Annotated in this window: 21 protein-coding genes; 13 read left to right on the plus strand and 8 right to left on the minus strand. The window is 73.4% G+C overall.

The genetic code is table 11. From position 1 onward, the window contains the following. Positions 1-52 precede the first annotated feature (52 nt). The 5 genes from KSK32_RS13130 to KSK32_RS13150 all read left to right on the plus strand — a co-directional run bounded on the left by KSK32_RS13130 (position 53) and on the right by KSK32_RS13150 (position 3,565). Positions 53-829, plus strand: a complete 777-nt coding sequence (locus KSK32_RS13130) for a hypothetical protein (RefSeq protein ID WP_216931485.1) — start codon at positions 53-55, stop codon at positions 827-829. Positions 830-901: 72 nt separating this feature from the next. Further along, a complete protein-coding gene (locus KSK32_RS13135) occupies positions 902-1,630 on the plus strand; it encodes a hypothetical protein (protein WP_216931486.1) in 729 nt (242 codons plus the stop codon). Next, complete coding sequence (locus KSK32_RS13140) at positions 1,627-2,436, plus strand: SDR family oxidoreductase (RefSeq protein ID WP_216931487.1); 810 nt, start codon at positions 1,627-1,629, stop codon at positions 2,434-2,436. Before KSK32_RS13135 ends, KSK32_RS13140 begins: the two co-directional genes overlap by 4 nt. Before the next feature lie 154 nt (positions 2,437-2,590). Continuing rightward, positions 2,591-3,130, plus strand: a complete 540-nt coding sequence (pyrE, locus tag KSK32_RS13145; protein WP_091413808.1) for an orotate phosphoribosyltransferase — start codon at positions 2,591-2,593, stop codon at positions 3,128-3,130. Between the two features lie 57 nt (positions 3,131-3,187). Continuing rightward, a complete protein-coding gene (locus KSK32_RS13150; RefSeq protein ID WP_007454255.1) occupies positions 3,188-3,565 on the plus strand; it encodes a helix-turn-helix transcriptional regulator in 378 nt (125 codons plus the stop codon). Between the two features lie 172 nt (positions 3,566-3,737). Here KSK32_RS13150 and KSK32_RS13155 read toward each other — a convergent pair whose 3' ends face one another. The 3 genes from KSK32_RS13155 to KSK32_RS13165 are packed head-to-tail and all read right to left on the minus strand — an operon-like array spanning position 3,738 to position 8,610. Continuing rightward, the gene (locus KSK32_RS13155) at positions 3,738-4,577 is read right to left on the minus strand and encodes a DedA family protein (protein WP_216931488.1); all 840 of its coding nucleotides are present in this window, start codon (positions 4,575-4,577) and stop codon (positions 3,738-3,740) included. 23 nt (positions 4,578-4,600) lie between these two features. Continuing rightward, a complete protein-coding gene (locus KSK32_RS13160; RefSeq protein ID WP_216931489.1) occupies positions 4,601-7,117 on the minus strand; it encodes a polynucleotide kinase-phosphatase in 2,517 nt (838 codons plus the stop codon). After that, entirely contained in the window at positions 7,114-8,610 is a 1,497-nt protein-coding gene (locus KSK32_RS13165) for a 3' terminal RNA ribose 2'-O-methyltransferase Hen1 (RefSeq protein ID WP_216931490.1), read from the minus strand. Before KSK32_RS13165 ends, KSK32_RS13160 begins: the two co-directional genes overlap by 4 nt. 118 nt (positions 8,611-8,728) lie before the next feature. Here KSK32_RS13165 and KSK32_RS13170 point away from each other — a divergent pair, with 118 nt between their 5' ends. Together KSK32_RS13170 and KSK32_RS13175 are read left to right on the plus strand one after the other, a co-directional pair. Continuing rightward, positions 8,729-9,211 (plus strand): SigE family RNA polymerase sigma factor, encoded by a 483-nt coding sequence (locus tag KSK32_RS13170; RefSeq protein WP_216931491.1) that lies wholly within the window; start codon positions 8,729-8,731, stop codon positions 9,209-9,211. Further along, complete coding sequence (locus tag KSK32_RS13175; protein ID WP_216931492.1) at positions 9,211-10,263, plus strand: LCP family protein; 1,053 nt, start codon at positions 9,211-9,213, stop codon at positions 10,261-10,263. Before KSK32_RS13170 ends, KSK32_RS13175 begins: the two co-directional genes overlap by 1 nt. 12 nt (positions 10,264-10,275) lie before the next feature. On the opposite strand, the gene KSK32_RS13180 is transcribed toward KSK32_RS13175, so the two are convergent. Continuing rightward, the gene (locus KSK32_RS13180) at positions 10,276-10,485 is read right to left on the minus strand and encodes a hypothetical protein (RefSeq protein WP_120572362.1); all 210 of its coding nucleotides are present in this window, start codon (positions 10,483-10,485) and stop codon (positions 10,276-10,278) included. Positions 10,486-10,623: 138 nt separating this feature from the next. Here KSK32_RS13180 and KSK32_RS13185 point away from each other — a divergent pair, with 138 nt between their 5' ends. Both KSK32_RS13185 and fbaA read left to right on the plus strand, forming a co-directional pair. Further along, positions 10,624-11,007 (plus strand): phage holin family protein, encoded by a 384-nt coding sequence (locus KSK32_RS13185; protein ID WP_018785498.1) that lies wholly within the window; start codon positions 10,624-10,626, stop codon positions 11,005-11,007. Positions 11,008-11,169: 162 nt separating this feature from the next. After that, positions 11,170-12,192, plus strand: a complete 1,023-nt coding sequence (gene fbaA / locus KSK32_RS13190; RefSeq protein ID WP_216931493.1) for a class II fructose-bisphosphate aldolase — start codon at positions 11,170-11,172, stop codon at positions 12,190-12,192. A gap of 91 nt (positions 12,193-12,283) precedes the next feature. Here the strand turns inward: fbaA and KSK32_RS13195 are convergent, their stop codons facing one another. Next, positions 12,284-13,495 carry an LOG family protein gene (locus tag KSK32_RS13195; protein ID WP_216931494.1) on the minus strand — a complete coding sequence of 404 codons (1,212 nt, stop codon included), beginning with the start codon at positions 13,493-13,495 and terminating at the stop codon, positions 12,284-12,286. A 262-nt stretch (positions 13,496-13,757) separates the two neighbouring features. Between KSK32_RS13195 and KSK32_RS13200 the strand changes: the two genes are divergently transcribed. Further along, positions 13,758-14,183 carry a DUF3151 domain-containing protein gene (locus tag KSK32_RS13200; protein ID WP_216931495.1) on the plus strand — a complete coding sequence of 142 codons (426 nt, stop codon included), beginning with the start codon at positions 13,758-13,760 and terminating at the stop codon, positions 14,181-14,183. A gap of 51 nt (positions 14,184-14,234) precedes the next feature. Here KSK32_RS13200 and KSK32_RS13205 read toward each other — a convergent pair whose 3' ends face one another. After that, entirely contained in the window at positions 14,235-16,169 is a 1,935-nt protein-coding gene (locus tag KSK32_RS13205) for a chromosome partitioning protein (protein WP_216931496.1), read from the minus strand. A gap of 74 nt (positions 16,170-16,243) precedes the next feature. After that, complete coding sequence (locus KSK32_RS13210; RefSeq protein ID WP_216931497.1) at positions 16,244-17,242, minus strand: acylglycerol kinase family protein; 999 nt, start codon at positions 17,240-17,242, stop codon at positions 16,244-16,246. A gap of 121 nt (positions 17,243-17,363) precedes the next feature. Between KSK32_RS13210 and KSK32_RS13215 the strand changes: the two genes are divergently transcribed. The 3 genes from KSK32_RS13215 (at position 17,364) to purD (ending at position 21,142) form a co-directional block, all read left to right on the plus strand. Further along, a complete protein-coding gene (locus tag KSK32_RS13215; RefSeq protein WP_216931498.1) occupies positions 17,364-18,653 on the plus strand; it encodes an adenylosuccinate synthase in 1,290 nt (429 codons plus the stop codon). 749 nt (positions 18,654-19,402) lie between these two features. Then, positions 19,403-19,804, plus strand: a complete 402-nt coding sequence (locus KSK32_RS33395; protein ID WP_254187042.1) for an endonuclease domain-containing protein — start codon at positions 19,403-19,405, stop codon at positions 19,802-19,804. Between the two features lie 90 nt (positions 19,805-19,894). Further along, positions 19,895-21,142: a phosphoribosylamine--glycine ligase gene (gene purD / locus KSK32_RS13225; protein WP_216931499.1), complete on the plus strand. Its 1,248-nt coding sequence runs from the start codon at positions 19,895-19,897 to the stop codon at positions 21,140-21,142. On the opposite strand, the gene KSK32_RS13230 is transcribed toward purD, so the two are convergent. Beyond that, positions 21,126-22,616 carry a N,N-dimethylformamidase beta subunit family domain-containing protein gene (locus KSK32_RS13230; RefSeq protein ID WP_216931500.1) on the minus strand — a complete coding sequence of 497 codons (1,491 nt, stop codon included), beginning with the start codon at positions 22,614-22,616 and terminating at the stop codon, positions 21,126-21,128. The genes purD and KSK32_RS13230 overlap by 17 nt on opposite strands. Between the last annotated feature and the right edge of the window lie 66 nt (positions 22,617-22,682).

Consider the following 22,682-nt stretch of genomic DNA (forward strand, 5'->3'; position numbering starts at 1 on the left):
TGAGCTGATAGAAGATCGCTACGGTGAGCATCTGATCCAGGAAGGGAGAATCATGGTCGATGCTCCGGGCACCCCGCCCCGCACGCGTCCCGGTGTGGTGACGCTCTCCAGTTGGCTGCTCATCCTCGTCGCCGTGATCCAGGTGCTGAACCTGATCGTGGCGCTGACAGTCGTCGGCACGATCCGCGACGTTCTCACCGAGGCGTACGCGGGCACCTCGGCCGAGGGGGCCGCCGACATCGCGTACGCGTTCAGCCTCGTCACGGCGGTCGCGTCGCTGCTGATCGCGGCCGGGCTCGTCGTCCTCGCGCTGCTGAACAACCGGGGCAAGAACGGCTCCCGGATCACCACCTGGGTGCTGGGCGGCATCCTGTTCTGCTGCACCGGCGGTGGGCTGCTGAGCGGTCTCGCCGGCGGCATGACGGGCGGCGGCGGCACCGGTGACGTGCCCAGCTCCGAGGAGATCCAGCGCCGGATGGAGGACGCGCTGCCGTCCTGGTACACCCCGGTCAACCTGCTGCTGGGTCTGGTCGCGCTGCTCGCCCTGCTGGCCGCGCTGATCCTGCTGGCGCTGCCGAAGTCGAACGAGTTCTTCCGCAAGCCCAAGGCCGGCTGGGAGCCGCCGGTGCCCGGTGGCGCCTACCCGGCGTACCCGTCGCACCCGGGCCAGGCGGGGGATCCGGCGTACCCGTCGTACCCGCAGACGCCCGGCACTCCGCCGTCGACGCCCGGCGGTCAGCCGCCGTCCGCGCCGGGTGGTCAGCCGTCGTCCGCGCCGGGCGACCAGCCGGGTGAGCGCCGCGATCCGGAGCCGCCATCCGGAAGTTGACGTCCGGATTGCAGCGACGCCGACGATCCCTCCGAGTAGGTTGCAAGCCGACGCCTACCGGAGGGATCAGTCGTGTCGTACCCCGATCGGGCCGCACCCCGCCGGCCGGCCACGGTCCTCTCCGCGGCGGCGCTGCTGCTGGTGATGGCGGTCGGCGCCGTGGCGTACGCGGTGGTCAACCTGGCCGTCAGCGGCGGCACGGTGGACCGGTTCCGGGATGCGGCGGCGCAGCGGACCGGTGCCGGCGGCGGCGACATCGACCAGGTGGCCGGTCTGCTGCGCGGCTCCACAGTGCTGGCCGCCGTGCTCGGCGTACTCGCCGCGCTGCTGCTCGTCGGGCTCGCGTTCGGTCTGCTCGCCGGCCGGTCCGGCGCCCGCACGGCGACGTGGGTGGTCGCCGGGACGGGCCTGCTCTGCGGTTGCTGCGGGCTGGCCGTGCTGGTCGGCCAGCGGGCCGCCCCGCTGCGGCTCGGCGCGGACGACCGGATCACCGCCGACCTGCTGGGGCTCGTCGGCGACGCCTACCCGTCGTGGTGGATCCCGGTGAACGCCACGCTGTCGGTGGCGCAGATCCTCGGCTATCTGGTGGTCGCCGCGCTGCTCACGCTGCCGTCGTCCGGCGCGTTCCTGCGCCGCCGCACCGCTCCGCTGCGGCTGTCCGGCTACGGCTCGACCGTGTCCGGCGCGACCGCCCCCGGCCCGACGCCCTGGGGACCGCCACCCGGCCTGAACCCGCCCCCGTCCGTCCCGCCCGCGCCGCCGCCGGGTGGGTTCCCGCCACCTCCGGAGGACCGTCGATGACCGGTGACACCGACCCCTCCCGGCGCCGCGCCCTGGTCACCGGCGCCAGCCTGGGCATCGGCGAGGCGTTCGCGCGCCGGCTCGCCGCCGACGGCTGGGATCTCGTCCTGGTGGCCCGGGACGCCGCCCGGCTCGACGCGCTGGCGGCCGAGCTGACCGGCCGGCACGGCGGCGACGCGGAGACGATCGCCGCCGACCTGTCCACGGAGGACGGCTGCGCGGCGGTCGAACGGCGGCTGACCGCCGGTACGCCGATCGAGTTGCTCGTCAACAACGCCGGCATCAGCCTGAACACGTCGTTCGTCCGCTCGCCGGTGGCGGACGAGGCGCGGCTGGTCCGGCTCAACGTGCTCGCGGTGCTGCGTCTGACCCACGCCGCCCTCGGCCCGATGATCGAGCGAGGCCACGGGGCAGTGATAAATGTCTCTTCCGTTGCGGGCTTCGGCGTCCCCATGCCGGGATCCACGTACTCGGCCAGCAAGGCGTGGGTGACGAATTTCAGTGAATCGATCGGCCAGTCCGTCGCGCCGCTCGGCGTACGCGTGATGGCCCTCTGCCCCGGCTACACCCGGACCGGAAACCACGAACGCGCGGGCATCGACATGTCGCGCCTGCCCGCCTGGGCCTGGCTACGAGCCGACGATGTGGTCGCCGAAGGGCTTATTGACCTGTATAAAGGTAAGTTCGTGAGTGTCCCGGACTGGAAGTACAAGGTGGCGGTGGCCGGGCTGCGGTACGCGCCGAAGCGCCTGCTGCGCGGCTTCCGGCGGGACACCCGGGGTGCGGTCGGCCGGCAGCGCGGCTGACCGGCGGCGGCCGGTACGCGGGCCGGTACGGCGGCCGGCCGGGATGGACGGTCGCACAGCGTAGCCGCTCATCGCCACCCGCCGGTCGCCCGCAGGGTTGACCAGGGCCGACCCGAGACACGGCTCTCAGACTCGCGAAGTACGCTCTTGGGCCATGGGCGACCACGACGACCTGCGCAAATTCATCACTGACCTCGCTGTGGTGCACGGCCGGGTGGTGCTCTCGTCGGGCCGCGAGGCGGACTGGTACGTGGATCTGCGCCGCGTCACGCTCCATCACGAGGCGGCTCCGTTGATCGGCCGGGTCATGCGTGACCTCACCGCCGACTGGGCGTACGACGCGGTCGGTGGGCTGACCCTGGGCGCCGATCCGGTGGCCGCCGCCATGCTGCACGCCTCGGCGGGCACCGGCCGCGCGGTCGACGCCTTCGTGGTCCGCAAGGAGGGCAAAGCCCACGGTCTCCAGCGCCGGATCGAGGGGCCGGACGTCTCCGGGCGACGGGTGCTCGCGGTCGAGGACACCTCCACCACCGGTGGAAGCGTGTTGACGGCGGTCGAGGCATTGCGTGAGGCAGGGGCCGAGGTGGTGGGTGTGGCGGTTATTGTTGATCGAGGTGCCGGCGACACGGTGCGAGCCGCCGGATTGCCCTATCGGGCGGCCTATACGTTGGCTGACCTCGGCCTTGTGGCGTAAAAGTTTGCCGATTCGGATCTGCTGATATGCAGGCGGATCGATGCTGCTGGTGGAAGGATGGAATACGTGGGAACTGCGTTGGCTGAAATGACCATGCCTCAGATCTCGCCGCTTGCTGGCGAGCCGATCGAACGCGCCGACGCCGAGCGGCTTGCGGGGGTCCTCAAGGCCCTCGCGGACCCCGCCCGGCTGCGGCTGCTCAGCCTGATCCAGTCGGCTCCCGAGGGGGAGGCGTGCGTGTGTGACCTCACCGCGCCGCTCGGCCTCTCGCAGCCGACGGTCAGCCACCACCTGCGAATCCTCACCGAGGCCGGCTTGCTGGAGCGGGAGAAGCGCGGGGTCTGGGCGTACTACCGGCTGGTGCCGTCCGCGATCGCCACGATCGCGGATCTGCTCACCCCGCCGCGGAAGCGGGCCACCAAGAAGGCTCGCTGAAACCTTCGGGCCGACCCGACCGAGGGTCGTCCCGGCCGGGTGACCGGTGGCGTGCGAGGGGTGGCGCCATCAGCGCACGGTGACGGCTGTCGTCGTCCGTGTGACCCGGCTGGAGCAGTGCTGTCGAAGGCCGGTCCTCGTCCGAGGGCCGGCCTTCGGCGTCCGTACGTGCTCAGCGCCGGTGCTGACCACCGTCGCCGTGCCCGGGGCGGTGCTCCTCGATGCCCTCCCGGGCCGCCTCCACAGTGCCGGTCAACGTCGCCGCGGTGATGACGGCGACCGCCTCGCCGCGCTTGCGTGCCCGCCGGTCGCGCAGGAACTCGAAGAAGATCGGCATCACCGAGATCACGATGATCAGCGCGACCACCGGCAGGATGTACCTGTCGATCTTGTCGCCGATGGCGTCGTAGATCTGGCGGGCCAGCAGATAGCCGACCAGCAGGATGCCGTCCACCCAGAGGACCGCGCCCACCACGTTCCACACGAAGAACCGGCGCGCCGGCATGCCGAGCACCCCGGCGACCGGGTTGAGGAACGTCCGCACGATCGGGATGAACCGGGCCAGCACCACGGCCTTCGCCGGGCCGAACTTCTGGAAGTAGTACTCCGCCTTCTCCACGTACTCCCGCTTGAACAGCCGGGAGTTGGGCCTCTCGAACATGCGCCGGCCGTACCGGGCGCCGAGCCAGTGCCCGAGCTGGGCGCCGACGATGGCGCAGAGCGGACCGCCGATCATCAGCCCGATCAGGGACACACGGGTGCCGTCGCCGAAGATGGCGTCGGCCACCGGAGAGGCGGCCACCCCGGCCAGGAACAGCAGCGAGTCGCCGGGGAAGAAGAAGCCGACGAGCAGCCCGGTCTCGGCGAAGAGGATCACCCAGACGCCGATCATGCCGAAGGTGTGGATGAGATCCTTCGGATCGAGCGGGTTCAGCGCCACGCTCTCGGAGAACATCCGGGTCTTCTCTGCTGTGTTCACGGCCACACACGGTACCCCGGCCCGGTCCGGCATTTCGGCCGGACCGGGCGTCGTCGTCAGAGGCGGGGGTCGACCGGTTCGGACTCGCAGGCGAGGATCGCGAACACCAGCTCGTGGCGGCGCCAGAGCGGCGCGTCCTCGGCCAGCGCGTCCAGAGCGGCCAGGCCCAGGCCGTGCTCCCGCAGCGCCATCCCGCGCTTGCGGCCCAGCGACCGGCGGCGCAACGCGGCGAGCTGCGCCGGGTCGGTGTACCCGGGACCGTAGATGATCCGCAGGTACTCCCGCCCCCGGCACTTGATCCCCGGCTGGAGCAGCGAGCCCCTCGGTGACCGGGCGGCCAGGCCCGCGTACGGCTTGACCACCATGCCCTCGCCGCCGGCCGCGGTGAGCGCCAGCCACCACCCGGTGGCGTCGGCCACCGCCGACTCGTCGGCCAGGTCCACCACCCGCCGCCGGGTCTCCGTGAAGAACTCCGGGTCGGCGGCGCAGAGCCGGTCGGCCAGCGCCAGGTGCCAGCCGTGGTCGCGGCCGGCGTAGCTCACCCCGGCCCCGGCCAGCACCGCGAACGGCGCCAGCGTCACCCCGCGCAGCCCGTCGGTCGGCCGGACGTACGCCCGGTAGGCCGCCGAGTAGGCGGTGACCTCTGCGGCCCGCCCCGCCATCCGGTCGCGCAGCCCGGCCACCGGCAGCCCGCGCCCGGCAGCGGTGTCCAGCGCGGCGAGCACCGGCGGCAACGCGGCCCGCCCGGCCGCGCCGACCCCGGCGTACTGCTCGCGGATCAGCCCGCCCGCCTTCGCCGACCAGGGCAGCAGCTCGGCGTCGAGCAACAGCCAGTCGGTGTCCAGCTCGGCCCAGAGGCCGGCCGTGGTGACCGCGGCGCGCACCCGGGCCAGCAACTCGTCGTGCAGCGGCGGATCGAAGAACGGCCTGCCGGTACGGGTGTGCACCACCCCGCCGCCGAAGCGGCCCGGCTCCCGCTCCACGAGCACCACCGCCCGCGAGCCCATGTGCTTCTCCTCGCAGACCACCCGGTCGACGCCGGCCGCCCGGTAGTCGGCGAAGGCCTCGGCCGGGTGCTCCAGGAACCCGTCCACTGACGACGTGGAGCAGGGCGCCATGGTCGGCGGCAGCCACACCAGCCGGCCCGGGTCGACCGCGAACCGGCTCATCACCTCCAGCGCGGCGGCGGCGTTCTCGGCCGGGACCGTCAGCGACCCGTACGCGTGGGTGAGGTGCCGTCGCCCGGTCACGTCGGCCAGGTCCAGCACGGCGTCCGGCCGCGCCGGCGCGACCGGGCCCAGCGGGCGGGCCGGGGCGTACCACTCCTTCACCGCCGGAACGGCCACCAGCTCCTTCTCCGGGTAGCGCAGCGCGGTGAGCTGCCCGCCGAACACGCAACCGGTGTCCAGGCAGATGGTGTTGTTCACCCACTCCGGCTCGGGCGTCGGCGTGTGCCCGTACACGACCGTCGCCGAACCCCGGTAGTCCCGCGCCCACGGGTAGCGCACCGGCAGGCCGTACTCGTCGGTCTCGCCGGTGGTCTCGCCGTAGAGCGCGAACGACCGCACCCGGCCGGACGCCCGCCCGTGGTACGCCTCCTTCAGGCCGGCGTGCGCCACCACGAGCCGGCCGCCGTCGAGCACGAAGTGGCTGACCAGGCCGTCGATGAACGTCTCCACCTCGGCGACGAACTCCGGCGGCTCGTCGGCGAGCTGCTCCATCGTCTCGGCCAGGCCGTGGGTCAGCCGGACGTCCCGGCCGCGCAGCTTGCGCAGCAGCTTCTGCTCGTGGTTGCCCGGCACGCAGATCGCGTGGCCGGCCGCCACCATGCCCATCACCAGGCGGAGCACGCCGGGCGAGTCCGGGCCGCGGTCCACCAGGTCACCGACGAACACCGCGGTACGCCCCGACGGGTGCGCCGCGTCCACCGGGCGGCCCGCGTCGTCGTGCCGCAGCACGTAGCCGAGCCGGGACAGCAGCGCCTCCAGCTCGGTACGGCAGCCGTGCACGTCCCCGACCACGTCGAACGGACCGGTCAGCTCGCGCCGGTCGTTGAACAGCTTCTCGTAGCGGATCTCCGCGGCGTCGATCTCCTCCACCCCGCGCAGCACGTGCACCTTGCGGAAGCCCTCGCGGGCCAGCCGCCCGTACGACTGCCGCAGGTCGCGGCGCATCCGGCCCAGCACCTGACGGCCGTGCGTCCGGTCGGCGCGCGCCTCCGTACGCTCCCAGGCCACCGCCTCCGGCACGTCCAGCACGATCGCCACCGGCAGCACGTCGTGCTCCCGGGCCACCCGGATCAGCCCGGCGCGGGCGTGCGGCTGGAGGTTCGTCGCGTCGACCACAGTCAGCAGTCCCCGCCGCAGCCGGATGGCGGCGACGTGGTGCAGCGCGTCGAACGCGTCGGCGGACGCGGACTGGTCGTTCTCGTCGTCGGCCACCAGGCCGCGGAACGTGTCCGAGGAGAGCACCTGGCTGGGCGCGAAGTGCCGCCGGGCGAACGTGGACTTGCCGGAGCCGGAGACGCCGACGAGCGCCACCAGTGCCAGCTCGGGGATGTCCAGGACGGTCATCGGTCAGTCGCCTCCTTCCGGTCGTTGCTGTCGTTCCGGTCGCGCCGTTCGTCGCGGCCCGCGCGCTCGTCTCGGTCGGCGCGGGTGAGCACCGCCATCTGGGTCGGCGTGCCCACCTCCGGGTCGTCGTCGCCGACGCCGCCGAGCACCGCCGTGTAGCCGTGCGCCGCCGCCACCCGGTCCACCCAGGCGGCGAACTCGGCCCGGGTCCACTCGAACCGGTGGTCCGCGTGCCGGAACCGGTCCGGCCCGAGCCCCTCGTAGCGCACGTTGTACTCGACGTTCGGGGTGGTCACCACCACCGTGCCGGGCCGGGCGTGACCGAACACCGCGTCCTCCAGCGCCGGCAGGCGCGGCGGATCGAGGTGCTCGACGACCTCCATCAGCACCGCCGCGTCGTACCCCCGGAGCCGGTCGTCCCGGTAGGTGAGCGCGGACTGCCACAGCCGGATCCGGTCCCGCTGCCGCTCCGGAAGGCGGTCCAGGCGCAGCCGCCGGGCGGCCAGGCCGAGCGACCGGTCCGACACGTCGACGCCCACCACCTCGGTGAACCGCCGGTCGGCGACGAGCGCGGTGAGCAGCGCGCCGCCACCGCAGCCCAGGTCCAGCACCCGGCTCGCGCCGCTGTCCCGCAGCGCGCCGAGCACCGCCTCCCGCCGCCGTACCGCCAGCGAGGCCCGGCGGACGTCCTCCGCCGCCGCGGCTTCTCCGGTCGCGGTCTCGATGCTGTCGTCGGCGGGCGGCTCGTCGGCCAGCCGCAGCTCGGTCAGGCGGGCCATCGCCTCGCCCGCGAGCGCGCGGCGGTGCGCCAGGTAGCGGCGCGTGATCAGGCCCCGCTCCGGATGACCGGCCAGCCAGCCGGCACCGGCGCGCAGCAGCTTGTCCACCTCGTCCGGCGCCACCCAGTAGTGCTTGGCGTCGTCGAGCACCGGCAGCAGCACGTACAGGTGGTTGAGGGCGTCCGCGAGCCGCAGCGTGCCGGTCAGCGTCAGGTCGACGTACCGGCTGTCACCCCATTCCGGGTACGTCTCGTCGAGCGGGACCGGGGTGGCCGTCACGGTCCAGCCCAGCGGGGCGAAGATCCGTACCGCCAGCTCGGCCCCGCCACGGCAGCGCAGCACCGGCACCCGTACGGTCAGCGGGATCGCGCTCGCGGCCAGCCCGGGACGGTCCCGCGACTCGCCGCGCAGTGCGGAGCGGAACACCTTCGCCAGCGCCGACGAGAGCAGGCTGGAGGCGGCGTACGGACGGTCGTTGACGTACTGCCCGAGCGCGAAGCCCTCCGGCGCCCGGCTTTTCCGGCCGCCGCCCAGCTTGAGCGGATCGACCTCGACCAGCAGCGCCGCCGTGCAGCGCGCCTCGTCCGCCTCCGGGTAGAACACATGCGCGGCACCGGCGGGCAGGTCGAAGCTCTGCACGCGGTCCGGATGCTTCACCAGGAGGTGGCCGAGGTCGGTCGCCGGGCGGTGGGTCGTGGTCAGGGTCAGCAGCACCCGTCGATGATCTCGTCTTTTTCTGGTTTCTGTCGTGGGGGTTTCCGGGGAGCCCGGCCCGCGCCGCAATGTTCCGGCCGCCCGGGACCGTCCATGGATCGGGACACCGGGAGGTGCAGTGACGTACGAGGAGTTCGCCGACGCGCGGTTGGGCGCCCTGCTGCGGTACGCGGTCATGCTGACCGGGGATCCCCACCAGGCGCAGGACCTGGTGCAGGAGACGATGGTCCGGGTCCAGCTCAACTGGCGGCGGGTGGCCCGCACCGACGCCCCGGAGCGGTACGTGCGCCGGATGCTCACCAACCAGTTCATCGACTGGCGGCGCGGATCGTGGGCGCGGCGGGTGCTGCTGCGCGGTGAGGCGGACGAGTCGGTGCCCGCGCCGACGGACCACGCCCAGTCCGCCGTGGACCGGGACCAGATCCGGTCCTGGCTGTCCCGGCTGCCCCGGCGGCAGCGCGCCGCACTCGTGCTGCGGTACTACGAGGACCTGCCGGACGGGGAGATCGCCGAAATCCTCGGCTGCGCCGTCGGCACCGTCCGGTCCAGCATCTCGCGCGCGCTGGCCACGCTCCGAGCCGAACTCGTGGAGGTCTGCTGATGATCGAGGACGAGCTGCGGGCCGCGTTCGCCCACATCGAGGAGTCGACCCCGCCCGTCGGCCCGGTGCGGGCCGCCGTCGACCGGGCGGTGACCATTCGCCGTCGGCGGCGTCGGCGCGTACGCCTGGCCGGCGCGGCGCTGGCGGTCGCGGCCGTCGCCCTCGTCGGTTTCACAGTGATGGCGCCCCGGCCGCCGGTGCCGACGGCGGCGCCCGCGCTTCCCACACCGGTGCCGGAGCCCACCGGCGCGCTGAACCTGCTGCTGCTCGGCGTCGACCAGTCGGCCGGCAGCCGGCGCGCCGACTCGGTCCTGCTGGTGCACCTGCCGGCCGACCGGAGCCGGCTCTACCTCGTGTCGCTCTCGCGTGACCTGCTGGTGGCGGTGCCGTCGCAGGGCGGGACGGAGAAGCTCAACGCGACGTTCTCCCGCGCCGCCGGGTCGGGCACCGACCTGGCCGCCGGCTACCGGGCGACCCGCGAGGCGGTCGCCCGGCTGACCGGGGTACGCGTCGACGCCGGCGCGGTGCTGACGTACCCCGGGGCGAGTGAGCTGACCGACGCGGTCGGCGGTGTGCCGGTCTGCCTGCCGGCGCCGGTGCGTTCGGTGCACACCGAGCGGCGTTTCCCGGCCGGATGCCAGCAGCTCGACGGCGCAGCGGCGGTGGATCTGCTGCGGCAGCGGTACGGCCTGCGCGACGGCGGGCTGGACCGGGACCGGAACGCGGCGCGTTACGCCGCAGGCCTGCTCCACCAGCTCCGGAAGCAGGGGACGGTGACCGATCCGGCGCAGCTCGGCCGGCTGCTCCTGCGGATCGGACCGGCCGTCACGGCCGACACCGGCGACCTGTCGCTGCCGGCGCTGGTGGCCGCGAGCGGCAGCGCAGCCGCCGCCGAGCCGGTCGCGCTCGCCTTTCCGGTGCTTGCCGAGGGGAACGGTCGCGGGTTCGAGCCGGACCCGGAACTCACCCCCGGGTTCCTGGACGCGTTACGCACGGACCGGCTGGCGCAGTGGGCCGCAGAACACCCGGACCGGGTCACCGCCCTGCGGTGACCGGGTGCCGGGTCAGCGGTAGTCGTCCTCGTCGGCGGTGACGACGCGGGCCTGCTCCATGGCGTCCCAGTCGTCGACCTCCATGCCCCGGTGCGGCTCGCCGTCGGTCTCGTCGGTCACCGTGGTGGCCTGCTCGACCGCGTCGGCCGGCTCGGCCTCCAGATCCCGCTCCTCCGGGGCGAGGTGGTCACTGGGGGCGAAGTCCTCGTCGGGCTGACCCATCGTCCCTCCCTGTTCTCCGTGCGGGCATCGTCCCCACCACCGTACGGGCTGCTCCCGGCCGCCGCTGGGTGGCGGGCGGAACGGCGGAGTCGGCGATTGTCCCGCTCCGGGCGCACGGCCGGTGCCAGGATGGTTGCCATGGGCTTCCTGATCCGACTCGGGATCACCGCGGTCGCGTTGTGGATCGCGACGCTGATCGTGCCCGGGGTGGAGGTGAGCGGCCGCAACACCGGCAGCACCGTGCTCACCCTGATCGTGGTGGCACTGGTCTTCGGTGTGGTCAACGCGGTGCTCAAGCCGCTCATCAAGGTGTTCGGCTGCGTGTTCTACCTGCTCACGCTCGGCCTGTTCGCGCTCGTGGTGAACGCGCTGCTGTTCCTGCTGACCGACTGGATCGCCGGGGTGCTGAAGCTCCCGTTCCACGTGGACGGCTTCTGGGCCGCATTCTGGGGCGCCATCGTGGTCGCGGTGGTGAGCTGGCTGATCAGCGTCGTCGTACCGGACCGGCTGGAGAATCGGTGAGCGGCGTCCGGGCCGGTTGTGCCTCGCTCGCGCTCCTGCGGGATACTGCCCGCGGTGGACAGCGCGGTCCGGCGCAACCGTGGACGTGAGCGACCGGAACGGTCGCGCCCATGGAAGACAGCGGCCTGCACGGCCGAGAGCGGTAAGTAAGGAGCGTTCGACATGCCCATCGCTTCCCCCGAGGCTTACGCGGAGATGCTGGACCGGGCCAAGGCCGGCCGGTACGCGTACCCCGCGATCAACGTGACCTCCTCGCAGACGCTGAACGCGGCGCTCAAGGGCTTCGCCGATGCGGAGAGCGACGGCATCATCCAGGTCTCCACCGGCGGCGCGGAATACCTGTCCGGCCCGTCCGTGAAGGACATGGTGACCGGCGCCGTGGCGTTCGCCGCGTACGCGCACGAGGTCGCCAAGAAGTACCCGGTCAACATCGCGCTGCACACCGACCACTGCCCGAAGGACAAGCTGGACAAGTTCGTCCGGCCGCTGATGGCCATCTCGCAGGAGCGCGTCAAGGCCGGCCAGGAGCCGCTGTTCCAGTCGCACATGTGGGACGGCTCGGCCGTGCCGGTGGCGGAGAACCTGGAGATCGCCGAGCAGCTGCTGACCGAGGCCGCCAAGGGCAAGATCGTCCTGGAGATCGAGGTCGGCGTCGTCGGCGGCGAGGAGGACGGCGTCGAGAACGCCATCAACGACAAGCTCTACACCACCGTCGACGACGGCCTGGCCATGGTCGACGCGCTCGGCCTGGGCGAGAAGGGCCGCTACATGGCGGCGCTGACCTTCGGCAACGTGCACGGCGTCTACAAGCCGGGCAACGTCAAGCTGCGCCCCGAGGTGCTCAAGCAGATCCAGGACGCGGTCGGCGCCAAGTACGGCAAGGACAAGCCGCTCAGCCTGGTCTTCCACGGCGGCTCCGGCTCGCTGCTGTCGGAGATCCGGGAGGCGCTCGACTACGGCGTGGTGAAGATGAACATCGACACCGACACCCAGTACACGTTCACCCGCCCGGTCGCGGACCACATGTTCCGCAACTACGACGGCGTGCTGAAGGTCGACGGCGAGGTCGGCAACAAGAAGATGTACGACCCGCGCGTCTGGGGCAAGGCCGCCGAGGCCGGCATGGCTGCCCGCGTGGTCGAGGCCTGTGAGCACCTGCGCTCCACCGGCACCACCATGAAGTGACCCCCGCGTGTAAGGAAGGGCCCCTTGTTAACGCTCGGCGTTAACAAGGGGCCCTTCCTCTACCGGAGGCGTTAATAAGGGGCCCTTCCTTTCACCGCACCAGCAGCGTGACGGCCTCGCGGACGTCGTCGGTCAGGTGGATCGTGTGCGACAGGTCGCCGAACGGCGACGCGGCGAACAGCGGCCGCAGCAGCGACTCCACCGGCAGCTCCGTGGTCCAGTACGTGCGGTCCAGGAAGACGTACGCCCCACTCGCCCCGTCGGTGCCGTAGAACGTCTTGGTGGCCGCCTGGAACACCTCCTGCACGGTGCCGGCCTTGCCGGGCGCGAACACGATCCCGCCCCGGGCCAGCCGCAGGATCGTGTCCTCCCGGATGGCGTTGGAGAAGTACTTCGCGATCCGGCCCGCGAACAGGTTCGCCGGCTCGTGGCCGTACAGCCAGGTGGGGATGGCCAGCCCGCCGGACCGGGCCCAGTCGGTGCCGGGCGCCGACGGGCGGGGCGAGGGCAGCGACGGGCCGTCCGCGTACCGCTTGCGCACCGCCAGCGCCGCCGCCGTGTACCGGTCGTGGTCGGTGAAGTCCGGTGCGACGGCGAGCACGTCGATCGCGGCGGACAGCTCCTCGGCCGGCCAGGCCGCGAGGAACGCGCCGAGGTTCGCCGCCTCCATCACGCCCGGACCGCCGCCGGTCACCACCAGGCGGTCGGCCCGCGCCAGCTCCCAGCCCAGCACGGCGGCCATCCGGTACGCGACGCTGCCGCGCGGTACCGCGTGCCCGCCCATCACCCCCACCACCGACTGCGGCCCGTGCGTGGCCAGCCACGACCGGGTGGCGTCGGCCAGGGCGTTGTCCACGCCGTGGTCGTGCAGTCGCTGCCCGAGCGCCTCGCGTACGTCCGGCAGCGCGCCGCCGTGCGCCCGGAAGTGCGCGTACACCCGGGTGTCGTACATCTCGGCGAACCCGCCCTCGGCGAACCCGGCGGCCAGTTCGTCGGCGGTGTAGAGGTGCGACGGCTGGGTCGGGTAGGGCAGCCCGGAGAACGGCGGGACCACGTTGGCGCCCCGGCGGACCAGGTCCGCGCCCACCTCGCGACCGGCGAAGCGGCAGCCCACGAAGAGCGTGCCGGTGACGTCGATGTCGCGCAGGTCGGGAACCGGGTCGAGGTCGAGGCGCAGGCCCTGCACGGTCAGACCGGCCAGGGTTCCCCCGGCCAGCCGCTGCTCGAACGCGGTGCGGGTCTCGATCTCGTTGACGTGGGGCGCGTGCGGCTCGATGACGTCCGCGGGTGGTGGGGTCGGCACCAGGCCATCCTGCCCCCGCACGGCAAGTGCCGAAACCGGGGCGGGGAACGACAGGAGCCCGGCGGGCACGCCGCCGGGCTCCTGCGTAACCGGGTCCTGGGGAGGCTCCGGATCTGTATTTGTAGTGCAAGAACCACGGCGGCGGCATGGGCCGCGGGTACGTGTGCTCCCGCCGCAGGCGTGACGAAACCCTCAGCCGTTCAGTCAACCGTACGGGCGAGGCCCCTCGCGTACCCGAGGGCGAAGCGGGTTGAATGGGGCGATGCAGAACCTGTTGCCTGAGCCACCGGCCACCCTGCTCCCGGTCCACGAGGAGGCCGACGCCGCGCTGGCGGCGGCCGAGCAGGGCACCGACGAGGCGTATGCCGAGGTCGCGGCCCGATTCCCGACCTACAGTGCGGCCTGGGCCGCGCTGGCCGGCCGCGCGCTCGCCGCGGGTCAGGTCGTCACGGCGTACGCGTACGCCCGCACCGGCTACCACCGGGGCCTCGACCAGCTGCGCCGCAGCGGCTGGAAGGGCCACGGCCCGGTGCCCTGGTCGCACAAGCCCAACCGGGGCTTCCTCCGCTGCCTCTACGTGCTGTCCCGCGCCGCGGGAGAGATCGGCGAGGCGGACGAGGCGGCCCGGTGCGCCCAGTTCCTCCGCGACTGCGACCCGGCCGCCGGAGACGCGCTCTCCAGCGACTGACCACTGCCGCGACGGCCGGTCCCGACCCGGGCGCCGGCCGTCGCGCCCGTCCTACAGCCCTTCCGCCACCGACGCGGCGATCTTCAGCCAGGCGTCCCGGGTGGCGGAGGAGAGCTGCCCGTACCGCAGCGGCTCGCCGGTGTCGATGAGCCGCTCGTACGGTGCCAGCAGCACCGCCCGGGTCCGCGCCGCGAAGTGAGCCTGGATCGCGGGCAGGTCGATCTCCTTGCGCGACGGCGGCATCGAGACCACTGTGACCGCCTGCCGGACCAGCCGCTGCCGGCCGCTCTGCTCCAGGTGGTCGAGCATCCGGGCGGCGGTCTCGGCCGAGTCGTTACGGGCCGACATGGTCACCACGAGCTGGTCGGTGGCGTCCATCGCGGCCTGCCAGTTCTGTGCCCGGACGTTGTTCCCGGTGTCCACGAAGATCAGCTTGTAGAACCGGCTGACCACCTCACGGATCTCCGCGAACGCAGCGGCGGTGAGCATCTCGCCGCCGGTCGCGGACTCGTCCGAGGCCAGCACGTCGAACATGCCCTCGCCCTGCGAGCGGACGTACTGCGACAGGTCGCCCACCCGGCCGTGCGGGCCCTGGAACTGGGCCAGGTCCCGCAGCATGTCCCGCACCGTACGGGCGTGGAAGTCCTGCTGTGCCCGCATGCCGAGGGTGCCCTGGGTCTCGTTGTTGTCCCAGGCCAGCACGTATCCGCCGCGCTTCTGGCCGAACGTCATGGCGAGCAGCAGGATCGCCACCGTCTTGCCGGCGCCGCCCTTCGGGTTGACCACCGTCACCTGGCGCAGGCCACCGAAGTTGCGGCGGACCATCTCGATGTCGCGCTTCATCTCCTGCTCGTGCCGCCCGGGCGCGAGCCGGACCAGCCCGATCTTGTTGACCACCGCGCGTACGCCCATGGTGGCCACCGGGTCGACCGGCCGGGCCTGGCGGCGGCGGGCGAAGTCCTCGGCGGTCGGGGGTACCGCCTGCTGAGGCATCCAGCCCTGTTCCGGGTGGGGCGCTCCGGGCTGAGGCGGCGGTGGCGGCACCACCGGGCCGGATACCGGCGCCTGCGGGGGCAGCGGGCCGCCGGGCTGCGGCGCCCCGGCCTGGGGTGTCCAGCCGGGCGGCGGGTACCAGCCGGGCTGACCGGGCTGCGGCTGGTACCCGGCCTGGCCGGGCTGCGGCTGGTAGCCGGGCGGCGGGTAGCCGTTGCCGTACGGGGACGGCTGCGCCGGCACGCCCGGCGACGGCGGGAACGGCCCGAGGCGGGGCGTCTGCTCGGACGCGTCCGGCCCTGCCGGTCCCGTGCCGGACACCGGCTGGGCCGGCGAGCCGGCGACGGTGGCCCGGCCTGCGGCGGTGCCGTCGGCGGGGAGGGCGTCAGGCGGCGGGGGCGGTGTCACGGTGGCCCGGCCGGACGCGATGGCGTCGGCCCCCGCTGCCTCGGACGGCGGAGCCGTGGCGTCGGCGGGGTCGGGGGTGGCGGCGGGGTCCGACCCGGCCCGCTGCGGCGGCTGTGCCCACGGCGAGGTGGCCCGGCCGTTCCCGGTGCCGTCGTCGTCTGCGCCGGCCGTTCCCCGGGCGGCGGGCGTGCCGGGGGCGGGCGTGGTCGCCGGGGCGGGTGCCGCCGACGACGCGGACGAGGGCGGGTGCACCGGCGTGGCGGCCGGCGAAACAGGCCCGGCCGGGGCACCGGACATCGCCGGTGAGCCGGACGCCGCCGGTCCCGGCCGCGCCGGTGACGGGCCGGACGACGCCTGGTCGAGCGTGAACGGCAGGTCCAGGTCGACCGCCGGCGCCTGGGACGCCGGAACGTCCGCCGCCGGCGTGGGAGCATCGGCCTGCGGGAGCGGCCAGGGCACCGACGCCCACGGCGGGACCGTGGCCGCCGCGTCGGTCTCCTCCGGCGGCCAGAGCGGCTCGACTTCCCGCTGCGGCACCTGCGGTCGGCCCGGTACGTGGGCCCGGTCGTCGTTCTCGTGCACCACGGATCCTCCCCATTCCTTCCGCCGAGGATAGGCGGTCCGGCCAGCGCCGCGAGCCGGGTGGGGATCGACCGAGGTCAGCCCGTCCAGACCGCCCAGGCACCCGGCTCGGTCCACCAGGAGCGCTTGCGGCTCAGCTCGCCCTCGACGCCGTCGTCGAGGAAGGGCACCTTCTCGTCGCGGGGCACCACCGCCACCGCGCGGCCCCGCGCCCGCCGTACCTCCAGCCGGACCTTCTTCCGGCCCAACGCCGACCGGGTCACCACTGGTACGGCGACGCCCACAGTCACCCGGCCGTCGGCGGGATCCGGACCGCCCAGCAGGTCCACCTCGCCCAGGCGCGCGTACCCGCCCGCGTTGCCGATCGCGCACGCGGTGATCGGTTCGGAACCGTCGCTGAGCACCGTGCCGTCGACCTCGACCCGGGCCCGCCAGTGCAGCGGACGGCCGGCGTCGTCGGCGGCGCCGAGCAGCGCCCCGTCGAGCGTCACCGAGCCGCCGTCGTTGCGCAGCAGGTCCAGCCGCCGGGCGGTGCCGTCGAGCACCGCGGCGGCCACACCCGCCGGATCCCGGGGCAGCCCGAGTTGCGCGGCCAGGTCCCGCGCCGCCCCGGACCGGGCCGGATCGAGCGGGAGTACGCCCACCGGGGGCAGGTCGGGCACCGTACGGTTGTCGGCCAGGTCCGCGGGGCGGCGACTCGGCGGCGGAGCGTACCGGCGCACCAGCCGGCGCAGGACGGCGCGCAACTGGCCGTCACTCGCCGCGGCGACGATCAGCCGGGTCTTGCCGTCGGAATCCGGCCAGGTGAGGCCGTCGGCGCGCGGCGGGCCGTCGAGGCGGGCCAGCACCGCGTCGATCTCGGCGTCCGACCGGGCGGTCACGGTGGTCACCCGGGCGCCCCGGGCGGTCAGCTCGTCCGCGCAGGCCAGCACCGGTACGCGCGGCGTCTCGCAGCGCTCCTCGCCGGTCTCGGCGGCAGTGTCGTCCGCGCTGCCGCAACAGGCGCCGCCGCTGCCGCAGCCACCACCGGGGGCGTCCCGCTCCGAGCCGAGGGTGAGCAGCACCACGTCGTACACGAAGGAGCCTCCTGCTTTCCGACCAACCCCTGCTGGTCCCGCCGTCACTACTTGTTAGCCTGACACCCCGGGCTCGCTGACCGGTCGCCACCTGGCACCCGAGCCTTCTGGAGGCGAGAAGATGCCAGCGATCGTGCTGCTCGGCGCCCAGTGGGGCGACGAGGGCAAGGGCAAGGTTACCGACCTGCTGGGTGAGCGGGTCGACTACGTCGTGCGCTACTCGGGCGGCAACAACGCGGGCCACACGGTGATCACGCCGGACGGCCAGAAGTACGCGCTGCACCTCATGCCGTCCGGGGCGCTGTCACCGAGCGCGATGATCGTGATCGGCAACGGCGTGGTGGTCGACCCGAAGGTGCTGCTCCAGGAGATCGACGGGCTCGCCGAGCGCGGCGTGGACGTGTCCCGCCTGCGCATCTCCGGTGACGCGCACCTGATCATGCCGCATCACCGGGCGCTGGACCGGGTGGTCGAGCGCTACCTGGGCAGCTCCCGCATCGGCACCACCGGCCGGGGCATCGGGCCCGCGTACGGCGACAAGGTCGCCCGGATGGGCATCCGCCTGCAGGATCTGCTCGACCCGGGCATCCTGCGCAAGAAGCTGGAGCTGGCGCTCCGCGAGAAGAACCAGCTGCTGTTCAAGATCTACAACCGCAAGGCGATCGACGTCGAGGAGACCGTCGAGGAGTACCTCCAGTACGCCGAGCGGCTGCGCCCGTACATCGCCGAGACCCGGGTGATGCTCTGGGACGCGCTCGACCGCGGCGAGACCGTGCTGCTGGAGGGCGCCCAGGCCACCATGCTCGACATGGACCACGGCACCTATCCGTTCGTGACCTCGTCGAACCCGACGGCCGGTGGGGCGTGCGTGGGCGCGGGCATCCCGCCGACCGCGATCACCAAGGTCATCGCGGTGAGCAAGGCGTACACGACGCGGGTGGGCTCCGGCCCGTTCCCGACCGAGTTGTTCGACGACAACGGGCAGCACCTGCGCAAGATCGGCCACGAGTACGGCACCACGACCGGCCGGGAGCGCCGCTGCGGCTGGTTCGACGCGGTGGTGGCCCGGTACGCGTGCCGCCTCAACGGCGTCACCGACCTGGTGGTCACCAAGCTGGACGTGCTGACCGGCCTGGCCAAGGTGCCGATCTGCGTCGGGTACGAGATCAACGGCGAGCGTTTCGACGACATGCCGATGACGCAGACCGACTTCCACCACGCCACACCGATCTACGAAGAGCTCGACGGCTGGTGGGAGGACATCACCAAGGCGCGGACCGAGGACGAGCTCCCGGAGAACGCCCGCCGCTACGTCGCCAGGATCGAAGAACTGACCGGCACCCGCGTCAGCGTCGTAGGAGTAGGCCCAGGCCGAGAGGAAAACGTCCTCCGCCACCCCCTCCTCCCCTAACCCCACCCCACCCCACCCCCACCCCCCCTCTCCGCGCCCCACGCCCTCACCCCGGTGATCAAGGGGTTTGTGTCCAGTTCGGCGTCGGATCCGGACACAAACTCCTTGATCACCGGGGCGGGCGGGGGTGGAGGGCGGGATGGGCTAGGGGGAGGACAGTCCCGGTTGTCCACAGAGTTGTCCACAGGGGTGTCGGCTGTGGGGTGGCGCGGGGGAGCCTGCGCGTGTGGGTGAATTCGACGAGCTGATGCGGCTGGCCGCCACGCAGGGCGGGTTCGTGACGGCGGGACAGGCGTTGCGCCTGCCTCGGCCGGGAGCAGATCGGGTACCTCGTCCGGTCCGGGCGATGGACGCGCGTCTCGCGCGGTTGCTACCTGCCGGACCGACGCCGGTGGCACTACGACGTGCCATGATTCGCGCCACGATCGCGAGCCTCGGGCAGGGCGCGGTCGCCGTGATGGGTACCGCCGCCGAGCTGCACGGCATCGCCGGCCTTCCGCCGACGGCGGCGATCCACGTCTCGGTGCCGCCGGATCGACCGCACATGCAGCGCCGGGCGGAGCCGGGCCTGACGGTGCACCAGTTGACGCTCGGCGAGGTGGACGTGTGCCGGGCCGACGGCGTACCGGTCACGACGCCGGTGCGCACCGTAGCCGACGTGCTGCTGCGGGCTCGACGGTACCCGGCGGTTTCCGTTCTCGATTCCGCGCTCAACCAGGGGATTCTGGCCGAGAACGACCTGCCCCTGGGTGCTCGCGCGCCTCGCCGGACGCCGAGGGGCGGTCGCCGCGCGGGGATACCTGGCCGAGGCGGACGGCCGGGCGCAGTCGCCTCTGGAGACCCGCGCCCGGCTCCGGTGCGACGACGGTGGTGTGCCGCCGGACGTGCTGCAATTGCCGGTACGGGACGAGGACGGTTACCTGCTCGGCATCGGGGACCTGGGCTGGCGGCGCGCACGCCTGATCGCGGAGGCGGACGGCCGGGCCCCGCACTTGACGCCCGAGGCTGTCTACGCGGACCGGTTCCGGCAGAACCGCCTGGTCAACGCCGGCTGGCGGATCCTCCGCTTCACCTGGTCCGACACCCTGCGCCCCGACTACATCCCCCAGACGGTGAAACGCGCCCTGCGCCAGAGCCCGAAACACCGGTGATCAAGGAGTTTGCGGACCCTCACCCCTCAATCTGAGACGCGAACTCCTTGATCGACGGGGTGGGGTGGGGCGGTCAGTAGGATGCCGGTCGTGCGCGTACTTCTTGTGGGTGGTGGTGGGCGAGAGCACGCTCTCGCGCTCGGACTCGCCGGTGACCCGGCTGTCGAGGCGCTCGTCGCGGCTCCGGGGAATCCGGGGATCGCGGCGGTGGCGCAGCTGCGGGAGGTGACACCCACCGACCCGGCGGCCGTGGCGGCCCTCGCCGTCGAGGTCGCGGCCGACCTGGTGGTCATCGGACCGGAGGCGCCGCTGGTGGCGGGCGTCGCCGACGCGGTACGCGCCAAGGGCATCGCGGTGTTCGGCCCGGGCGCGGAGGCGGCCCGGCTGGAGGGTTCGAAGACGTTCGCGAAGGACGTGATGACCGCTGCCGGTGTGCCGACCGCCCGCGCGTACACCTGCGAGGGCGCGGCGGCGGTGGCGCGGGCGCTGGACGAGTTCGGCGCGCCGTACGTGGTGAAGGACGACGGGCTCGCCGCCGGCAAGGGTGTGGTGGTCACCGACGACCGGACGGTCGCCGAGCGGCACGCCGCGGAGTGCGGCCGGGTGGTGATCGAGGAGTACCTGTCCGGCCCCGAGGTCTCCCTGTTCGTGGTGACCGACGGCGAGGCGGCGGTGCCGCTGCTGCCCGCGCAGGACTTCAAGCGGGTCGGCGACGGCGACACCGGGCCGAACACGGGCGGCATGGGCGCGTACGCGCCGCTGCCGTGGGCCCCGCCGAACCTGGTCGAAGACGTGATGCGCGACGTGGTGCACCCGACGCTCGCCGAGCTGCGCCGCCGGGGCACCCCGTTCACCGGCCTGCTCTACGTGGGCCTGGCGATCACCCCGTCCGGCCCGCGGGTGATCGAGTTCAACGCGCGCTTCGGCGACCCGGAGACGCAGGTCGTGCTCGCCCTGCTGGAGACGCCGCTGGGCGGGCTGCTGCACGCCGCCGCCACCGGCACACTCGGCGCGCACCCGCCGCTGCGGTGGCGCGACGGCGCGGCTGTGACGGTCGTGGTGGCGGCCGACGGCTATCCGGCCGGCCCGCGTACCGGTGACGTGATCACCGGCGCGGACCGCGCCGGGATCATCCACGCCGGCACCCGCCGGGACGCCGACGGCACGTTGCGCTCCGCGGGCGGCCGGGTTCTCTGCGGTACGGCTACCGGGCCGGACCTGGCCGCCGCGCGCGACGCCGCCTACGAGCTGGTACGCGACGTCGAGCTGGCCGGTTCCCACCACCGCACCGACGTCGCGGCGGCGGCGGTGGACGGCCGGATCACGATTCCGGGCTGACCGGCCCGACCATCCGCTCGAGCACGTTCGCCGTGGCCCGCTCGATGCGCGGGTCACGGTGTCCCTGCCGGTCCAGTGCCAGGGTCCAGCCGAGTGTGCCGCTGGCGAAGACGACAGCCCCACGTGCCGTTTCGTGGACGTGGCTGCTCTGGAGCCGCCGCCCGCCCTGCTGTGCCGGGTACGGCGAGGAGCTGAGCGTGGTCCCGGTGGGCCGGGGGAGGGCCGCGTGCAGCCCGTCCGCCTCGCCCGCGACCACGCCCGGGATGCGGTCGCCGTCGGCGACGCCGGTGCCCGCCCACACCCAGTGGTCGGCGGCGCGCACCACGAGCGGCTGCGGGGTCAACACGATGCCGTTGTACTGCACGCCGAGCAGCGCCTGTTCGGGCCGGTCGAGGTCGCGCCAGGTCACCGTCGGGTCGCCGGTGCCGGCGCCCGGGTCGGGGAGCGTCTTGGCGCACTCGACGACCCGTTCGGCGCGGCCGTCGGCGGCGGCGCGTACGCGGGTATGCCAGTAGACGCTGTTCGCGCCGAGGAACGCGAGGCTGGTGCCCCCGTCCAGTCCGACCTCGGTGGCGCGGCGCATCTCGGCCGACCAGTACTCGTCGTGCCCGCAGAACACCAGGCCCCGGTACCGGGCCGGGTCGAGCCGCCCGGAGTGCAGGTCGAAGCTGGTGGCGTAGCTGACGTCGTAGCGGTTGCGTTCCAGCCACCGGATCGCGGCCTCGTCGCGGTCGAAGTGGGTGGGCCGGCCCGCACCGGAGTACGGGCGGTCGAAGGACACCGCTCGTGCGCGCAGTGCCGGGTCGCGCCGCCCGTCGGCCCGGTAGCCGTTGTAGAGGCTCCTGCCGACCCGCCGGTCGCGCGGCCACTGGTTGTACGCCTGCCAGGTGGTCACCGGCAGCACCACGCAGAGCGCGGCCGGGCGCCGGTCGTCGCGTACCACGAACGGCGTGCAGGCCCGCCAGCCGCCGGCCGAGGTGAAGACCGCCTGGTAGAGGCCGGAGGTCCAGCCGTGCGGGACGGACAGGCGCCAGGACACCGGCCACCGGCAGTCGAGCACGCCGGTGTCCGGGTCGGCCACCGGCACCGGCTGCGGCACGCCGCGCAACTCGGGGCTGGTCAGCATCGTGCGGGCGCCCGCGCCGTCGTACCAGCCGAGGCGGTGCACGCTGATCCGGAACCGGCCGCCCGGGTTGACCGCGACGTGGAAGTCGATCTCCTCGCCGGGCGCGACGCTCGTCGTCGAGGCGTACCCCTGGATCTGGCGCCGCCGGTCGTCGGCGGCCCGGCCGCCGTGCTCGGGCCACCACGGCTCACCGGCGGCGCGGTTCTCCCGCTCGACGGGCGGTTCCGGCCACCGGGTGGGTGAGTCGTCGGGCCGGCCGCCGAGGACCGGGTCGAACGGGCCGAGCGCGGCGGCGGACGCGCCGCCGACGAGGAGGCCGAGTGCGGTACGCCGCCGAAGCCTGTCCATTGTGGTGCTCCGTTTCCCCGTTCGATCGGGGGAGACCGTAGCACCGGACGGCGGCAGTCCGGTGAC

It is taken from the genome of Micromonospora sp. WMMB482, assembly GCF_019038635.1.
GTDB classification, from domain to species: Bacteria; Actinomycetota; Actinomycetes; order Mycobacteriales; family Micromonosporaceae; genus Micromonospora; species Micromonospora marina.